The following is a 14,901-nucleotide window of genomic DNA, read 5'->3' as shown; positions in this document are numbered from 1 at the left end:
GCGAAGAAGCCTCCTGCCACTCGTCTGCGAGCCCCACGCAGTGTGGATGACTTCCTTTTCTGTGCGGGCGACCTGCTGCGGACTGAAGTCCGCGCTCCGATGAGCTGTTCGGCGTATTGTTCGCGCGACAATATGACTTCGACGGAGAGCATGCATACGCGGCTGATTTTAGTCCAGTTCTATTTACAGACCGTTTACAGACGAAGAACGCGGATGGCTGGATGATTTTGGGCGTGCATTTTTCCCCGCACCCCTTGAAACTACGCCATGCCTGCCACCATTCTCGTTGTTGAAGATGATGCTGCGATCCGCCGCGGGGTTTTGGATGCGCTGAAATTTGCGGGGCATACGACTCTGGAGGCGGGGGATGGCGACAAAGGAATGAAGCTGGCGCTGGGCTCCACCTTTGATCTCATGCTGCTGGATCTGGTGCTTCCGCATGCGACGGGGTTTGACATTTTGAAGGCGCTGAGGCGGGAGCGACCAGGGACGCCGGTGATCATTCTCTCGGCGCGTGGCGAGGAGAATGACCGGGTGCGGGGGCTGAAACTGGGAGCGGATGATTATGTGGTGAAGCCCTTCAGCGTGCGGGAGCTGCTGGCCCGGGTGGAGGCGGTGCTGCGCCGCGCGCCTGAACGGCAGCCTGTGAGCGAGACACTGACTCTCACGGCAGCGACGATTGATTTCGGCCAGAGTCTGGCGCGTTTTGACAATGGTGAGAGCGCGGAGCTGTCTGAGCGAGAGCGTGATGTGCTGCGGTACCTGGCGCTGAACCGAGGCAGGGCGGTTTCGCGAGAGGAGCTGCTGCAGCGGGTGTGGCACATCGAGAACAAGCAGACGGAGACGCGCACGGTGGACATGCACATTGCCAATTTACGACATAAGCTGAGAGATGATGCTGAAGCGCCGCGGGTGATCGTGACGGTGCGGGGGAAAGGATATCAACTGGCGTGACTCATGATTTTTTAAACCCCTAATCGAACACTTATGGAACACTAATGCCGGAGCCGGAAAATTGACGGCTGATTTGCAGGCATTCGGTCTTTTAAGCTTATTTTATATGCGGAAACCGCTTCACATCTGGATCACGTTCATCGCCTGCCTGGGGCTGCTGCTGGCGGCGATGGCGTGGGTGAGCTGGAATACGCTGGCGCTGGAGAGGGAGCGTGAAATGGCGGCGCGTGAGGCGGAGCAGCAGGAGCGCGTGAGGCTGGCGCTGTGGCGGCTGGATTTCCAGGCGAGTGCGCTCATGATCCGTGAGAATGCACGACCCTCGTATGATTTCAGGCCCTTCCATGCTCCAGAAGGCGTGGTGAACAAGGCCTATGACAATGTGGCGAAGGGAGAGGTGCTGGTGCCGTCTCCGCTGCTGTCCGAAGTGCCGGAGCATGTGCTGCTGCATTTTCAGATGGATTCACGCGGCCAGGTGCAGTCGCCACAAGTGCCGCAAAACAACGAACGGACGCTGGCGCTGGCGCAATTCATCAATGCCGATGACCTGACGCGAAGCGAACAGCGGCTGAGCGGACTGCGGGAACTGCTGGGGCGGCCGGTGCAACTGACCCCGCCGCTAAAGGAGCGCGAACCCTTCCGAGGACGTGGGACGAGCACTTCAGCCGTTGCTCCTGCTCCTGCTGCTGCTCCTGCTCCTGCTCCTGCTCCTGCTCCTGCGACTTCCGCTTCCGCTTCGCCAGCCCGAGGGCTGGCACCGGCGCCGAGCCTTGTGCTTAATCGCCAGTTGCTGGCGGAGATGGCCTGCGTGGCGCGCTTTGACATTGATGATTCAAAACCGGCAGAGATGAATGACGCGAAGATGCCGCGCAATCCGGCTTGGAACGCGCAGCAGGGCCAGTTGACCACCCAGCAGCTGATGCTGAACAATTCGGAAAATTATTCGCGCAGCCGCGCAGTGAATCAGCAGGCGGAGGAGGCGATCAAGCAGCAGCCGATGATCAAACTGAAAATGGGCGGTGGATCGCTGGTGCTCAACGACTCCAAGGAGGGAGAGACCAAGACTGCGCCTGCCAAAGCACTGAAGAAAGAGGCTGACAAGCCAGGCGAGAACAGCAAACCAAGCTCAAAGCCTGCGATGCCGAAGCCGGCTGCCGAAGCGAAGGATGACAAGGATGCGGAAGACAACAAGCCCTTGCCCGCACCGGCACCAGCACCAGCAACCGCACCTGGCGCAACTCAGGCAAAAGCACCTGCACCGCCTCCCGCTGCCATGCCTGCTGCTCTGACACCAATGAATCCAGCACCCGCAGCAAAGGCAGCGGCATCTACCATGGTGGAAAGCGGGGGAAAGATGGCTATCACCGACCCCGGGGGCACGAACTCTCTGAGCCTGGAGAGGCAAACTGCCGTGATGTACAACCGGAGCGGAAACAGCTCGCGCCCGTTTCAAGGAGTCTGGCTCGGCGGCAATCTGATGCTGACTCGCGAGGCCTATTTGGATGGGGTGCGCATGGTGCAGGGGGTGTGGCTGGACTGGCCCGCGCTGCGCACGGCGCTGCTGCGGGAGATCAGCGACCTCTTTCCCGATGCGAAGCTAGAGCCTGCGGCGAATGCCACGGCGGGCACACGACCCGAGGATGACCTGCTGCGCTTTGCGGCGCTGCCAGTGCGGCTGGTGCCGGGTGCGATCCAGCTGCCGCCGCTGCCGTTCTGGACGCCGCTGCGCAGGTCCCTGGGCATCGCGCTGGCGTGTGTGCTGCTGGCCGCGGTGGCGGTGGGGCTGGTGCTGTTTGGAACGGTGGCGCTGAGCGAGCGACGAGCTGATTTCGTCTCCGCCGTGACGCATGAGCTGCGCACGCCGCTGACGACTTTCCGCCTGTATTCAGAAATGCTGGCGGACGGCATGGTGGCGGATGATGCGCAGAGAAAGACGTACCTGGACACGCTGACGGGAGAGGCGGGGCGGCTGAGCCATCTGGTGGAAAATGTACTGGCTTATGCGAGACTGGAACGCGGCAGCGCGAAGGCGCGCGCGGAGAATGTGACGATAGGTGAACTGCTGGACCGGATACTGCCCCGGCTGCAGCAGCGGGCGAGCGACTGCGCCATGGAGGTGCGGGTGCAGGCGAGCGAGGCGGACCGCAAAACGCTGCTGCATGTGGATGCGGCGGCGGTGGAGCAGATCCTTTTCAACCTGGTGGACAACGCGTGCAAATATGCGGCACCTCGAGCGGCGGAGCCGGTGATCCATGTGGAGGCTGACACGAGCGGGAAGTTTGCGATGCTAAAAGTGCGGGACCATGGCGGCGGCATCTCCCGCAGTGAGCGGCGGCGGATTTTTCATCCTTTCCACAAAAGCGCGGACCAGGCGGCGCATTCTGCTCCGGGCGTGGGACTGGGGCTGGCGCTGTGCCGCCGGCTGGCCACGGCGCTGGGTGGCGCGATCACGCTGGATGCGGCGCACAAGGAAGGTGCGTGCTTCATGCTGAGGCTGCCGAAGTGAAGCGGTCAGCGCTCACCAGCGAGCGTGACGGCGCCGGTGAGGATGACATTGCCCGAGTCGTCGCGGATTTCGCCGGTGACCTGGCCGAGGGTGTCCAAAACGGCCTGCAGGGAGGCGCTGATGTGGAGAGACTGGCCCGGGGTGATGCTGCCGAGGATTTTGATCTGACGGACGGCGGTGAGGCGGAGATTTTTCAGCCGGGCTTCTCCGGGGCGGGTTTGAATGAGGATGCCTCCGAGCTGAGCAAGCGCCTCGATCATGAGCACGCCGGGCATGAGGGGCGCCTGGGGAAAATGACCGCGTAGAAATTCTTCGTCTCCCTGGAGTTTCCACACGGCCTTGGCGGAGACGCCGGGATTGAGCTCGGTGAGTTCATCGATGAAGCGAAACTCAGAACCGTGAGGCAGGGAGGAAAGCGCTTGAACAAGGTCGGGGGGAGATGGCATGCTGTGGTCATATTCACGATTCACTGACAGAGCAATCGCCAAGATGCACCAGCGCAGCGCCGTTGGTCTGCCGCGTGATCATGCAGGTGTGGCATGTGATTGTGCTGCTGCTGAGCATGGCCTACTGGGCGGTGGGGGGGCTGATGTTTGTGATGGCCGGGGCGGTTCTGGTGCCGCTGCTGCCGCTGGAAAAATCTCGCGCGCTGGGTCAGTGGCTGCTGAGCGTGGCGTTCCGGGTCTTTCTGGCCTTTCTGCGGATGTGCGGTGTGTATGAATGCGAGTACGTAGGATTTGATGCGCTGAAGGGCGTGAAAGGCGGACTGATCATCGCGCCGAATCATCCGGCGCTGTGGGATGCGGTGTTCATCCTGTCCAAGGTCCACGGGCTGCGCTGCATTTTGAAGGCATCGCTGATGCACAACCCGTTTTTACGCGGAGGCTCGAAGCTGGCGGGCTTCATCCCGAACAAACCGGCGCACAAGATGCTGCAGCAGTCCATCGAGGCGCTGCGCCAGGGAGACCGGCTGCTGTTTTTTCCTGAAGGCACACGCACGCGAAAAATGGAGGACTGCATCAACACGCTGCAGGGCGGGCTGGGCATCATCGCAACGCAATCGAGCGCGCCGGTGTGGCCGGTGTTCATCGAAACGAACAGCGACTATCTTTGCAAAGGGTGGCCGCTGTGGCATCTTCCGGACAAGAAAATCCGCATGCGCATCTCACTGGGGGAGCCGCTCGCAAGTCCGCCGGACGAAAGCGCGGCGGAGTTTACCAAGCGGCTGCGGCAGGTGTATGTGGCAGAGCTGGGCGGCGGGGAGAAAGTGTGATGGGAGACGCCGTGAGTGGCGTTTTCATCGGCATGCGTCTGCTGTTTTTATTTCTCGCCTTCGGCCTTGGACTTCAGGCTGCGCCGGACATTCTTCTCATCGTGGCGGATGATCAGAGGCCGGACACGATTCACGCGCTGGGAAATGGGGTGATCGACACGCCGAACCTGGACCGGCTGGTGGCTGTAGGCACTTCCTTTTCGCGCGCGTATGCGGGCTATCCGATCTGCCATGTGAGCCGTGCGCAGATTCTCACGGGCAATCCTGCTTTTAAGGCGCTGCCGCAGTATCCTGCGGGGGCGATTGATCCGAAGCTGGCGACGCTGGCGGGCACGCTGCAAAAGGCGGGCTACCATACGTGTTACACGGGCAAATGGCACAATGACGGGCATCCGAAACAGCGTGGCTACATGACGACGAGCGGGCTGTATTCGAGTGGCGGTGGCAAAGGTGTTGTGCAGCCGGACATGGATGGGCGCGGGCGGCCGCTGACGGGGTATCGCGGATGGACTTTCAAGGATGCGGACAACAAGGCTGAACTGGACAAGGGTGTGGGTCTGCAACCGGACAACAGCCGCCACATGGCGGACGGGGCGATCCATGCGCTGAAGACGGCACCGAAGGACAAGCCTCTCTTTCTGCATGTGAACTTCGCCTTTCCGCATGATCCGCGCCAGTGGCCGGCGGGGATGAAGGACCGCTATGAAGCGGCGAAGATGCGGCTGCCGGCGAACTTTGCACCGAGGCATCCGTTTGATCATGGAAACATCGAGGGACGCGATGAACTGCTGCTGAATACGCCACGTGTGGAAAGCGAGGTGCGCGAAGAGCTGGCGATTTACTATGCGATGATCACGGACCTGGATGCGCAGGTGGGGCGGATTTTTGAGGCGCTGCCGAGACCGGAGGAGACGATCATCATTTTCACGAGTGACCAGGGGCTGGCACTGGGAAGCCATGGGCTGCTGGGGAAACAGAATGAATATGAGCACAGCATCCGCAGCCCGCTGATCATCTGCGGGCCGGAGCTTCCGAAGGGGGAGCGCAGTGCTTCTCTGGTGAATCTGAGTGATCTTTTTCCCACGCTGTGTGAGCTGGCTGGAGTGGAGATTCCCGCAACAGTGCAGTCGAAGAGCCTGGTACCGCTGCTGAGACACAAGACGGAGCGTGTGCATGAGTTTGTGACGGGAGCCTTTACCGACACGCAGCGCATGATCTGCGATGAGCGGTGGAAGTATGTGCTGTACCCGAAGGCGGGCCGGGAGCAGCTCTTTGACCTGCTGAGTGATCCGGATGAGATGCAGGACCTGAGCGCAGACCCTGCACAGCGGAAGCGAAGGGAAGAACTCGCGGCCAAGCTGCGAGGCTGGCGGCAGCAAAATGGAGACCCGAACCTGGAGTGAGGCGCAGCCCACGCTCGTGAAAGTCCGCGCGTGCGGACGCGTTCATGCCCCATCTCTTATGAAACAGTTCTCACTGGTACTCCTCGCCGCTCTTTTGACAGCACATGCGCACGCCCAAACGCCCGCCCCTGCGGCAAAAGCAAAAGCGCCTGACGCCGTGGACCAAATGGCCGCGGCGCTCACACCGACGAGGGTGCTGACCTACAAAAAGGCGGGAGACAACGAGCTGAAACTGCATGTATTTGAACCCGAAGGCTTCAAGGCGGGAGACAGCCGCGCGTGCTTTCTCATCATCCACGGCGGTGGCTGGACTGGCGGCAACCCACAACGGATGTACCCCTTTGCAGCGCATTATGCGAAGCTGGGACTGGTGGGCATCAGCATGCAGTACCGGCTGCACAGCAAGAAGACGAACGTCAGTGTTTTTGACTGCGTGAAGGATGCGCGCTCGGCGGTGCGCTACATTCGTGGGCATGCGGCGGACCTCGGCATTGATACGCAGAAGATCATCGTGAGCGGGGGTTCGGCGGGCGGGCACCTCGCGGCTGCCACGGCCCTTTTTGAACAGGTGAACGAGTCGGACGATGACCTCAAAATCCCGGCGACTCCAAACGCGCTGGTCCTGCTGTTTCCAGTGATCGACACCTCAAAGGAGGGCTATGGGAGTGAGAAGATCGGTGAACGCTGGCAGGAGCTGTCTCCTCTGCATCACGTGCGCGCTGGTGTGCCGCCGACGATTATCTTCCATGGAACAGGAGACACCGTGACGCCGTATGCGGGCGCCAAGGCGTTTCAGGAGGCGATGGTCAAGGCCGGCAACCGCTGCGAACTCGACACCAACGAAGGAGGCGCACACGGCTACCTCATGCGCAACAAAGCGCTGTACGATGACACTATGCAAAAGGCGGATGTGTTTTTGAAGTCGCTGGGACTGCTTCCGTAGAAGCCTAACCAGACGACGTTTTTACAACTGGCTACTCCTCAATCCACACCGGAGTTCCCTCAGGGACGAGGTCAAAGAGATCGATCACAGCGCGATTGCGCATGCGGACGCAGCCGTGGCTGGCGGGGCGGCCGATGCTGCCTTCGTCATTGGTGCCGTGGATGTATATGTAGCGCTGGTAGGTGTTCGCATTGCGCGGCTCGGTGCCATGCAGCCAGAGGATCCGGGTGAGGACGAGGTCTGACTTCGTCTCCATGCCGCGGGACCAATGGCCGACAGGCTGCCGTGCTTTGAAAATGGTGCCGCATTCTGCTTCTTCGCCGTGTTTTTCCTTCACGATGAAACGGCCGAGGGGTGTCTTGTTGCTGCCCTCCGTGAAGCCGATGCCAAATTTCGACGTGCTGCAGGGCCACTCGCGCACCAGACGCCTGCCATCATACAAACGCAGACGCTGAGTGCCGATGCTGACTTCAAGGCTGGGAGAGGCTAGTTTCATGCGAAGATGGGAAAACATTGATCAACGGAGGGCTGTGCGCATGTGTTTTGGAAAAAATGAAAAGTGGAAGTTGACGAATTAGACCAGTCAGTCTAATGATTACACCATCATGAGCGACCGGACGACCAAAGAACGCATTCTCGACGCAGCCGAAGGGCTGATGCTCGAGAAGAGCTTTCACTCGGTCGGGCTGACGGAAATCCTGGAGGCGGTGAAGGTGCCGAAGGGCTCGTTTTACCACTATTTCAAATCCAAGGAGCACTTTGGCGTGGAGATGCTGAAGCATTATGTGGCCGATGCCACGGCCTATAAAAAGGAGATGCTGCTGTCGCCAGCACCTGAACCGGATCCTTTGAAGAGACTGCTGAGCTTTTGCGAGGGCACTATCTGCCGGGTGATGGAAACGAAGGGGAAATGCCCCTGCCTGGTGCTCAAACTGGCCGCTGAAGTGTCCGACATGAGCGAGGCGATGCGCGAGGTGCTCGCTGCAGGAAATCGTGATGCGATTGTCATTTTGGAGCAGGTGCTGCAGGAAGGGATTGAGAAAAAGAAGATCGCCAAAAATGTGCAGCCTGCCGAAGTGGCGGGAATCATACACGACCTGTGGAACGGCGCCATGCAGCGCTCCGCGGTGTGCCGGGATGCCACGCCGCCCCGTGAGGCGCTGAATTTTATCCGCGATTTGCTGACACCCTGATTTTGTTTTTAATCGTAAATAAACCGACCGGTCTAATCTTAACATAACCCAATCCATGAAACCCATCGCCCTAACCACCGAAACCTTTGACGCAACCCTGGCCAACACCGACAAGCCCGTCCTCGTGGACTTCTGGGCGGAATGGTGCGGCCCCTGCAAAATGATGTCGCCGATCCTCGACCAGCTGGCCACCGAGCAGGAAGGACAAGCCACGATTGCCAAGGTGGACATTGATGCCTACCCGGACCTTCAGACGCGCTTTGGCATCCGCGCCATTCCCACGCTGATCGTCTTTAAAAACGGACAGCCGGTGAACACGATCACTGGAGTGAGAAGCAAGGGCTTCCTGGAAGCCGCGCTCACCGCATAACCCTCTTTTCCCGCAGCAAACCCATACCATAACCTACCACACTCATGTCCATCGACCTCACCCAACGCCCTCCCCGCAGCCCCCGCGTCCGCCTCGGCGGCTATGTGCTCCTGCCACGCCTGCTTGACAAATGCCGTGCCGAAATCGCCGGTAAAAACGGCGAATACCACTACAACTGCCCGCTGGATCAGCGATTCCTCAGCTTTACCGGCATCGATCATGAAGCCCTGAAAGCCGAAGCTGCCAAGGGGCTGGGGGATTCAGAGATGTTCTCCTGGATCGAGAAGAGCGCGCTGTACAAACGCAGCGACTACGAGATCGCCCAGTGGAGCCGCTTTCGCGAAGAAGCGGTGCCGTCTGACAATGAAAGCCGCGAGTACATCAGCGCGCAGGTTTCCAAATCGGGCGGCGAGGCACGCGAGGACATCGGCACGTGGTTCGACTACCTCGACTTCGATGACTACGTCTCCTTCGGCGGCAAAGCTTAACTCCATCACACTCCCAACATCCAACTCTCAAGATCCAATCCCAATGCAAACCTCATTCCAAAACAAAGTTGTCCTCATCACCGGCGCCACCAGCGGCATCGGCAAAGTCACCGCGCTCGCCTTCGCCAAAGCCGGGGCCAAAGTGGTCGTCAGCGGCCGGCGTGAAGCCGAGGGCCAGGCCGTGGTGTCCGAAATCAAAGCCGCGGGTGGTGAAGCCACCTTTGTGAAAGCCGATGTGGCCAAGGAAGCTGACGTCTCGGCACTGGTGGCGAAAACGGTGGAAACGTATGGCCGCCTCGATGTGGCGTTTAACAATGCGGGCATCGAACTCACGGGGGCCATCGTGGATGTCAAGGAGGAGGACTACCGCCGCACCTTTGACATCAATGTGTGGGGTGTGATCACCTCGATGAAGTACCAAATTCCGGTGATGCTGAAGCAGGGCGGCGGTGTGATCATCAACACGAGCAGCGTAGCCGGGCATATTGGCATGGCCGGAGCCAGTGTCTATATTGCCAGCAAGCATGCGGTTGAAGGCCTGACGAAAGCCGCCGCCATGGAGTATGCCAAGCAGGGCATCCGCGTGAATGCGGTGGCACCCGCTGTGATCGAGACGGACATGTTTGACCGCTTCACCGGTGGCAATGAGGACGCAGCCAATTATATGCGCTCCCTGCATCCCATCGGACGTGGAGGTCGCTCGGAAGAGATCGCGAATCCGGTGCTCTTCCTGGCAAGCGATGGGGCGTCCTTCATCACCGGCGCTTCGCTGAATGTGGATGGCGGCTTCCTGGCGCAGTAACACACCACGCCTTCCGCCCGCGCTTTGCACCATGCAGAGCGCGGGCTTTTTTTGGTCTCAGCGTTGGATAACTGCACCTGCGGCCAGTATTTCAGCGAGGGCGCGGTCCACATCTCCGGGTTGGAGATTGACGCCGCGGCAGGCGGAGGTGAGGACGGTGACGGAGAAGCCTTCTTTTAAGGCATCGAGGACGGTGAATTTGACGCAGTAGTCGGTTGCGACGCCGGCGACGTGGAGTTCTTGGACGCCTTGCGTTTTCAACCACTCGCCCATGCCGGTGGAGGCGCGGTGGCCATTGTCGTAGAGGCCGCTGTAGCTGTCGATGCGCGGGTTCATGCCTTTGGTGAAAACGCGCGCGATGCGGCGGGTATCGAGGGCTGGAGCGAAGAGGGCGCCGCCGGTGTTTTGCACGCAGTGCACGGGCCAGAGGGTCTGAGGAAGGCCGTCGAGGTCGGTTTGTTCAAAGACGTTTTTGCCGGGATGATTGGCGGCGAAGCTGCCGTGATCGGCGGGGTGCCAATCCTGCGTGGCGACGACGAGATCGAACTGAGGGTGGAGTTTATTGACGATGGGGATGATTTCATCGCCGCCCGTCACGGCGAGGGCGCCGCCGGGCATGAAGTCGTTTTGAATGTCGATAAGGAGAAGAGCTTTCATGGAGAAGTTAGTTTGGGTGCGGCGCTGCCTTAGCGGCAGAGGTGGTCAACGAGCTTGAGCAAGGTGGGCATGCGGTAGCTACCGTGCATGGAGTGGATATGCTCCGCAGCATCGTTCTGCGGCAAGCCCACGGCGGTGACAAACAGAGGACGATGGCTCCCGCCCCGCAGCACGTGGGCTGCATGCGGAGAACCATCAAAGGAGGTTTTGGCGACGCCGATGACCGGAATGCCGGTGGCGGTATGGAGATGCCAGCCGAGGCCGGGTTCATCGGGACGAAGCCAGACGTGACCATCGACCACGATGACAGCGGGTGGCAGGGGCAGGCGCTTGAGGATATCCAGCAGGCAGGGCATTTCGCGCCGGTAGAACTGGCCGGGTTCGTACTCGGCTACTTGTGAGATCTGGCTCAGTTCCTGTGCGATGGGCTTGTCATCGGTCCATTGTGCAAACAAAACGGCGGCGGCTGTCGCGCCGTGCTCGTGGTAGCAGACATCGAGTGCGGCGATCAAAGGACGTGGTGACGGGGAATTCACGCTCTGGCCTTTTGAATGAGCTGCAGCTTTCGCTCGTGCAAGGTATGCTCGACGCCTGCGGGGTAGGCGTGCGGATTTTGCAGACGCTTCACGGTATCATGGAGATGAGTGAGCTGTTCGCGGCAGCGAGTTTGGATCTGAGTCAGTGTGGGCAGAGTGGCGACGAGTTTTCCGGCGAGAAAAACGGGCTGAAGGAGGTCTTCGTGAGTGGCACCTTCGGGAATGCGTTTGTTGCGAGTGGGATCGCTGGGGTGAACGATTTCCACGGAGGCGGGGCAGCCGTGCTCTTCATCAAAAATGGCATCGCCGCAGAATTCGCCGTTCAGGGTATAGCGGCGGACCTGCTGGATGCCGGGATTGCTGACTTTGACGGCCTGCTCGCTAAGCTTGATCTTGGGCTCCCATTCTCCTCCTTCATTGCGGATGGCACCGAGCTTGTACACTCCACCCAGGGCGGGCTGGGAGCCGCCGGTGACCATCTGGGTGCCGACTCCCCAGACGCTGATCTTGGCGCCCTGGTGCTTGAGGCTTTCGATGAGGTGCTCGTCGAGATCATTGCTGGCGACGATGAAGGCCTGGGGGAAGCCGGCTTCGTCAAGGATGCGGCGAGCCTCGATGCTGAGCCAGGCGAGATCGCCGGAGTCGAGGCGAATACCGGCGAGTTCATGGCCGCGATCGCGCAGGCGATGGCCGACTTCTACGGCATGGCGCACGCCTTCGAGGGTGTCGTAGGTGTCCACGAGGAAGACGCAGTTGTTGGGAAGGGCGGCGGCGTACATCTCGAAGGCTTCGAGTTCGGTATCGAAGGACATGACCCATGAATGGGCATGTGTGCCACGCACGGGAATGCCGTGGGTCATTCCGGCGAGAACGTTGGAGGTGGAGGCGCAGCCGCCGATGAAGGCGGCGCGGCTGGCCATGATGGCACCATCTGGGCCTTGCGCGCGACGCAGGCCGAACTCCAAGACGGCCTCGCCTTGTGCCGCGAGGCAGACGCGGGCGGACTTGGTGGCGATGAGGGTTTGGAAATTGATCATGTTCAGCAGCGCGGTCTCGACGAGCTGAGCCTGAATGAGCGGGCCTTTGATGCGCAGAAGAGGCTCGTGTGGAAAGACGACGGTGCCTTCCGGAATGGCATCGACATCGCAGCGCCATTCGAGGGTGCGGAGGTAGTCGAGGAAACCGCGTTCAAAGAGAGGCTTGCCATCGCGGCCGGGAAGTGTGGCGAGGTAGTCGATCTCTGCCGGGCTGAAGCGGAAGTTTTTCAGCCATATGACCACATCGCCCAAGCCAGCGGCAATGGCGTAGCCGCCGGAGAAGGGCAGCTTGCGAAAGAACAGATGGAACACGGCCTCCTGCTCGGCCTTGCCGCATTTCCAGTATCCGGCGGCCATGGTGAGCTGATAGAGGTCGGTGAGGAGGGGACTGGTGGTCATGGTTAAAGCTTGTGGCTGAGGTAATCTTGAATACGGGCATTGATCTGATGCGCAAAGATGCCGTGATACCATGGCGAACGCATCTGCCAAGCAACAACAAGCAGGGTCACCGGCGTCTGCCACAGCAGTGGAGGCCAGAAATCAAATTCATTCGATGCGACATGCGCCACGACATTGACCACAAAGGAAGCCGCCCAAAGCAGCTCCAAGCGTCGCCATACGAGGAAGACATTGCAGAAGAGGAAAAAGTGTCCCAGTGCCGCAGGGATGATCCACCAGAGATGGAAGGACTGATTCATGAGCCACCAAGAAAGGAAAGATCCCAAGACGAGAATCAACCCATCGAGCCAGGAAATGCGGAAGCCGCAGGTTCGATTTATGTGTGGATTGGGATTCATTGGCAGATGTGATTCGGACTACTCAGTTTCCGGGAAACGCCTTGTCACTTCGATCTGACCGACGATGTGAAGATTGAACTCCTCAAGCTCTTCAGCAAGGACCCAGAGCTCCCGATGAACCGCTCCGCCGACGACCTGCTCTTCAAAGCGGGTCAGGTATTCGGACTCGACCTCGAAGCGTGTGACGAAGCCGGAGCCGGAAGCGGGCACGTTCCAGTCACGTGCGATCTGGATGGCGTAGTCTTCGTTCATGACGGGATAAAAGATGGGCTGGTCGGGAAGACGCGGGGGAAAGGCTTTCCAGCCGGAGTCTTCGATCAGCTTCATCTCTTTGGGGCCGACGGGACGGTAGAGAGTGGTAGTGTTCATGGCTGCGACTGAATCAGTGTTTCGTAGCGCTGCCGATCCGACTCCGCGAAGCAGCAGAAGATGATCTCCCGCAGCGATGAAGGTGTTAGGACGAACTCGCGAATAGCCTGCACGGCGATCTGTGCCGCCAGATCCGGCGGGAAGCGATAGACGCCGGTGGAGATACAGGGAAAGGCGATGCTGGTGAGCTGGTGTTCCGAGGCAATGCGGAGGGAGTTCGCATAGCAGGAGCGCAGCTTTTCCGGCTCGCCATTGTTACCGCCGTTCCAAACTGGACCGACGGTGTGGATGATGTGGCGGGCCCTGAGGTTGTAGCCTTTCGTGATTTTGGCCTCGCCGGTGCGGCAGCCGTTTAGAGTGCGGCATTCGGCCAGCAGGTCTTTCCCTGCAGCGCGGTGAATGGCGCCGTCCACGCCGCCACCACCGAGGAGGGAGGAGTTGGCAGCATTGACGATGGCATCGACGTCGAGGGTGGTGATGTCGGCTTGGAGGGCTGTGAGTGAAGCATTCATAAATTGGATGGGAACGAAGTGTCAGGATTTGGGAAGGTCGTAGATGGTCACCGAGATCCCCCGCTCGCAAAAACGGGAGTGCACAAGAGGCTCGATGAGGTCCCACGAACCGCCCGCCAGACCGCAGCCGATGCGTGGCATGTGGACGCTTGCATTGAGCCGCAGGGCCTCCTCCGCAACATGAGCCAGGGCTTGATCGACCGCTGGATAACGAATGGGCGGCAAGTCCGCGCTTTTGTGAATGCCGTGCTGGCCGATCATGTTTGCGACGGTGATGGTCTCGCTCACACGGACAAACTGCACTGCACCGAGTGCGAATGCGGAGGAACCCGAAGTGCCCTCACGATGCCACTGGCGATATTGCAGCTCGGGTTGTTTCCAACGCTTTGACAGAGCCAGGACAAAGCCCGCGCCCCAGCCGCCGATGTCATTGCAAACATGCGCGATGATGGTCTGCCCGGTGGTGGCCGGCTGAGTGGCATCGCCAACGATGTATTGAATGGGCGTGAGCTGGCTCATGGAAAGCGGATGAACTGCGGCGGCACGTGGTCCACGAGCCAGACGTTGTTGGTGCTGAGGTAAAAGCTGTGACCAGCCTGGTGCATTTCCGAGGCGAGGATGGTGAGGAGGACGGGCCTGCCACGCCGTGCGCCGACTTCGAGCGTCATTTTGGTATCCTCCGAAAGATGAACATCGTGACGTTTCATTTTCTGAAGGCCCTCGGCACGAATGCTTTCGAGAAACTGCGCAGCGGCCCCATGATAGAGCACGGCAGGCGGCACCTTGGCTTCGTATTGCAGATCCACGGACACGGAGTGGCCCTGGCTGGCGCGAATGCGAGTGCCATCTTCGCTGAACTCGAAACGCTTTTTGGCGTTGGTGGCGACGATGTGTTCGAGGTCGTCACGGCTGATCGTGCGATTAGCTTTGGCGCAGCCAGCGAGGAGGTCTTCGACGCTGACCCAGCCTGCGGAGTCGAGGACGACGTGAGCGGTTTCGGGCTGATGGCGCAGCACCAGGCTGAGGAATTTGCTGGTGCGTGTTGTTTTGTCTGGGTTCATTCG

Annotated in this window: 19 protein-coding genes; 9 read left to right on the top strand and 10 right to left on the bottom strand. The window is 60.0% G+C overall.

Features of this window, described 5'->3' with window-relative positions:
• Positions 1 to 267 precede the first annotated feature (267 nt).
• Both ACILSR_RS08265 and ACILSR_RS08260 read left to right on the top strand, forming a co-directional pair.
• A complete protein-coding gene (locus ACILSR_RS08265) occupies positions 268 to 954 on the top strand; it encodes a response regulator transcription factor (RefSeq protein WP_395749273.1) in 687 nt (228 codons plus the stop codon).
• A gap of 106 nt (positions 955 to 1,060) precedes the next feature.
• Positions 1,061 to 3,457: a sensor histidine kinase gene (locus ACILSR_RS08260; protein ID WP_395749272.1), complete on the top strand. Its 2,397-nt coding sequence runs from the start codon at positions 1,061 to 1,063 to the stop codon at positions 3,455 to 3,457.
• A gap of 5 nt (positions 3,458 to 3,462) precedes the next feature.
• Here ACILSR_RS08260 and ACILSR_RS08255 read toward each other — a convergent pair whose 3' ends face one another.
• A complete protein-coding gene (locus tag ACILSR_RS08255) occupies positions 3,463 to 3,903 on the bottom strand; it encodes a 3-hydroxyacyl-ACP dehydratase FabZ family protein (RefSeq protein ID WP_395749271.1) in 441 nt (146 codons plus the stop codon).
• 80 nt (positions 3,904 to 3,983) lie between these two features.
• On the opposite strand from ACILSR_RS08255, the gene ACILSR_RS08250 reads away from it, so the two are divergent.
• Genes ACILSR_RS08250 through ACILSR_RS08240 form a run of 3 tightly spaced genes read left to right on the top strand, consistent with a single transcriptional unit; the run spans position 3,984 to position 7,076 of the window.
• On the top strand, positions 3,984 to 4,730 hold the full coding sequence (locus tag ACILSR_RS08250) for a lysophospholipid acyltransferase family protein (RefSeq protein WP_395749270.1): 747 nt from the start codon (positions 3,984 to 3,986) through the stop codon (positions 4,728 to 4,730).
• Between the two features lie 32 nt (positions 4,731 to 4,762).
• Positions 4,763 to 6,133: a sulfatase-like hydrolase/transferase gene (locus ACILSR_RS08245; protein ID WP_395749269.1), complete on the top strand. Its 1,371-nt coding sequence runs from the start codon at positions 4,763 to 4,765 to the stop codon at positions 6,131 to 6,133.
• Between the two features lie 58 nt (positions 6,134 to 6,191).
• The gene (locus tag ACILSR_RS08240) at positions 6,192 to 7,076 is read left to right on the top strand and encodes an alpha/beta hydrolase (RefSeq protein ID WP_395749268.1); all 885 of its coding nucleotides are present in this window, start codon (positions 6,192 to 6,194) and stop codon (positions 7,074 to 7,076) included.
• Positions 7,077 to 7,107: 31 nt separating this feature from the next.
• Here ACILSR_RS08240 and ACILSR_RS08235 read toward each other — a convergent pair whose 3' ends face one another.
• A complete protein-coding gene (locus tag ACILSR_RS08235) occupies positions 7,108 to 7,572 on the bottom strand; it encodes a L,D-transpeptidase family protein (RefSeq protein ID WP_395749267.1) in 465 nt (154 codons plus the stop codon).
• A gap of 109 nt (positions 7,573 to 7,681) precedes the next feature.
• On the opposite strand from ACILSR_RS08235, the gene ACILSR_RS08230 reads away from it, so the two are divergent.
• Genes ACILSR_RS08230 through ACILSR_RS08215 form a run of 4 tightly spaced genes read left to right on the top strand, consistent with a single transcriptional unit; the run spans position 7,682 to position 9,929 of the window.
• Positions 7,682 to 8,269, top strand: coding sequence for a TetR/AcrR family transcriptional regulator (locus ACILSR_RS08230; RefSeq protein WP_395749266.1), 588 nt, complete (start codon positions 7,682 to 7,684; stop codon positions 8,267 to 8,269).
• A gap of 55 nt (positions 8,270 to 8,324) precedes the next feature.
• Complete coding sequence (trxA, locus tag ACILSR_RS08225) at positions 8,325 to 8,639, top strand: thioredoxin (RefSeq protein WP_395749265.1); 315 nt, start codon at positions 8,325 to 8,327, stop codon at positions 8,637 to 8,639.
• A gap of 44 nt (positions 8,640 to 8,683) precedes the next feature.
• Positions 8,684 to 9,127, top strand: a complete 444-nt coding sequence (locus tag ACILSR_RS08220; protein WP_395749264.1) for a DUF5069 domain-containing protein — start codon at positions 8,684 to 8,686, stop codon at positions 9,125 to 9,127.
• A gap of 43 nt (positions 9,128 to 9,170) precedes the next feature.
• Entirely contained in the window at positions 9,171 to 9,929 is a 759-nt protein-coding gene (locus tag ACILSR_RS08215) for an SDR family oxidoreductase (protein ID WP_395749263.1), read from the top strand.
• Positions 9,930 to 9,986: 57 nt separating this feature from the next.
• On the opposite strand, the gene pncA is transcribed toward ACILSR_RS08215, so the two are convergent.
• Genes pncA through ACILSR_RS08175 form a run of 8 tightly spaced genes read right to left on the bottom strand, consistent with a single transcriptional unit; the run spans position 9,987 to position 14,898 of the window.
• Positions 9,987 to 10,586 carry a bifunctional nicotinamidase/pyrazinamidase gene (gene pncA / locus ACILSR_RS08210; protein ID WP_395749262.1) on the bottom strand — a complete coding sequence of 200 codons (600 nt, stop codon included), beginning with the start codon at positions 10,584 to 10,586 and terminating at the stop codon, positions 9,987 to 9,989.
• A gap of 29 nt (positions 10,587 to 10,615) precedes the next feature.
• On the bottom strand, positions 10,616 to 11,122 hold the full coding sequence (locus ACILSR_RS08205) for an endonuclease V (protein ID WP_395749261.1): 507 nt from the start codon (positions 11,120 to 11,122) through the stop codon (positions 10,616 to 10,618).
• Complete coding sequence (locus ACILSR_RS08200) at positions 11,119 to 12,558, bottom strand: nicotinate phosphoribosyltransferase (protein WP_395749260.1); 1,440 nt, start codon at positions 12,556 to 12,558, stop codon at positions 11,119 to 11,121. The genes ACILSR_RS08205 and ACILSR_RS08200 overlap by 4 nt, the downstream gene beginning before the upstream one ends.
• A 2-nt stretch (positions 12,559 to 12,560) precedes the next feature.
• Positions 12,561 to 12,956, bottom strand: a complete 396-nt coding sequence (locus tag ACILSR_RS08195) for a hypothetical protein (RefSeq protein ID WP_395749259.1) — start codon at positions 12,954 to 12,956, stop codon at positions 12,561 to 12,563.
• A gap of 18 nt (positions 12,957 to 12,974) precedes the next feature.
• A complete protein-coding gene (locus ACILSR_RS08190) occupies positions 12,975 to 13,325 on the bottom strand; it encodes a hypothetical protein (RefSeq protein WP_395749258.1) in 351 nt (116 codons plus the stop codon).
• Positions 13,322 to 13,837 (bottom strand): O-acetyl-ADP-ribose deacetylase, encoded by a 516-nt coding sequence (locus ACILSR_RS08185; RefSeq protein ID WP_395749257.1) that lies wholly within the window; start codon positions 13,835 to 13,837, stop codon positions 13,322 to 13,324. Before ACILSR_RS08185 ends, ACILSR_RS08190 begins: the two co-directional genes overlap by 4 nt.
• A gap of 21 nt (positions 13,838 to 13,858) precedes the next feature.
• A complete protein-coding gene (locus tag ACILSR_RS08180; RefSeq protein WP_395749256.1) occupies positions 13,859 to 14,356 on the bottom strand; it encodes a macro domain-containing protein in 498 nt (165 codons plus the stop codon).
• Complete coding sequence (locus ACILSR_RS08175; RefSeq protein ID WP_395749255.1) at positions 14,353 to 14,898, bottom strand: RNA 2'-phosphotransferase; 546 nt, start codon at positions 14,896 to 14,898, stop codon at positions 14,353 to 14,355. Before ACILSR_RS08175 ends, ACILSR_RS08180 begins: the two co-directional genes overlap by 4 nt.
• Positions 14,899 to 14,901: the final 3 nt, after the last annotated feature.

It is taken from the genome of Prosthecobacter sp. (genome assembly GCF_044222565.1).
GTDB lineage: Bacteria > Verrucomicrobiota > Verrucomicrobiia > Verrucomicrobiales > Verrucomicrobiaceae > Prosthecobacter.
The sequence above is the reverse complement of the archived record's forward strand: the minus strand, read 5'-3'. Positions and strand labels throughout refer to the sequence as shown.

Excerpts from the sequence above, each read along its gene's own strand:
- ACILSR_RS08180 (WP_395749256.1), bottom strand. The coding sequence starts at position 14,356 with ATGAGCCAGCTCACGCCCATTCAATACATCGTTGGCGATGCCACTCAG.
- ACILSR_RS08185 (WP_395749257.1), bottom strand. The coding sequence starts at position 13,837 with ATGAATGCTTCACTCACAGCCCTCCAAGCCGACATCACCACCCTCGAC.
- ACILSR_RS08190 (WP_395749258.1), bottom strand. The coding sequence starts at position 13,325 with ATGAACACTACCACTCTCTACCGTCCCGTCGGCCCCAAAGAGATGAAG.
- ACILSR_RS08260 (WP_395749272.1), top strand. The coding sequence starts at position 1,061 with ATGCGGAAACCGCTTCACATCTGGATCACGTTCATCGCCTGCCTGGGG.
- ACILSR_RS08250 (WP_395749270.1), top strand. The coding sequence starts at position 3,984 with ATGCAGGTGTGGCATGTGATTGTGCTGCTGCTGAGCATGGCCTACTGG.
- ACILSR_RS08265 (WP_395749273.1), top strand. The coding sequence starts at position 268 with ATGCCTGCCACCATTCTCGTTGTTGAAGATGATGCTGCGATCCGCCGC.
- ACILSR_RS08240 (WP_395749268.1), top strand. The coding sequence starts at position 6,192 with ATGAAACAGTTCTCACTGGTACTCCTCGCCGCTCTTTTGACAGCACAT.
- ACILSR_RS08245 (WP_395749269.1), top strand. The coding sequence starts at position 4,763 with ATGCGTCTGCTGTTTTTATTTCTCGCCTTCGGCCTTGGACTTCAGGCT.
- ACILSR_RS08220 (WP_395749264.1), top strand. The coding sequence starts at position 8,684 with ATGTCCATCGACCTCACCCAACGCCCTCCCCGCAGCCCCCGCGTCCGC.
- pncA (WP_395749262.1), bottom strand. The coding sequence starts at position 10,586 with ATGAAAGCTCTTCTCCTTATCGACATTCAAAACGACTTCATGCCCGGC.
- trxA (WP_395749265.1), top strand. The coding sequence starts at position 8,325 with ATGAAACCCATCGCCCTAACCACCGAAACCTTTGACGCAACCCTGGCC.
- ACILSR_RS08175 (WP_395749255.1), bottom strand. The coding sequence starts at position 14,898 with ATGAACCCAGACAAAACAACACGCACCAGCAAATTCCTCAGCCTGGTG.
- ACILSR_RS08230 (WP_395749266.1), top strand. The coding sequence starts at position 7,682 with ATGAGCGACCGGACGACCAAAGAACGCATTCTCGACGCAGCCGAAGGG.
- ACILSR_RS08235 (WP_395749267.1), bottom strand. The coding sequence starts at position 7,572 with ATGAAACTAGCCTCTCCCAGCCTTGAAGTCAGCATCGGCACTCAGCGT.
- ACILSR_RS08215 (WP_395749263.1), top strand. The coding sequence starts at position 9,171 with ATGCAAACCTCATTCCAAAACAAAGTTGTCCTCATCACCGGCGCCACC.
- ACILSR_RS08200 (WP_395749260.1), bottom strand. The coding sequence starts at position 12,558 with ATGACCACCAGTCCCCTCCTCACCGACCTCTATCAGCTCACCATGGCC.
- ACILSR_RS08195 (WP_395749259.1), bottom strand. The coding sequence starts at position 12,956 with ATGAATCCCAATCCACACATAAATCGAACCTGCGGCTTCCGCATTTCC.
- ACILSR_RS08255 (WP_395749271.1), bottom strand. The coding sequence starts at position 3,903 with ATGCCATCTCCCCCCGACCTTGTTCAAGCGCTTTCCTCCCTGCCTCAC.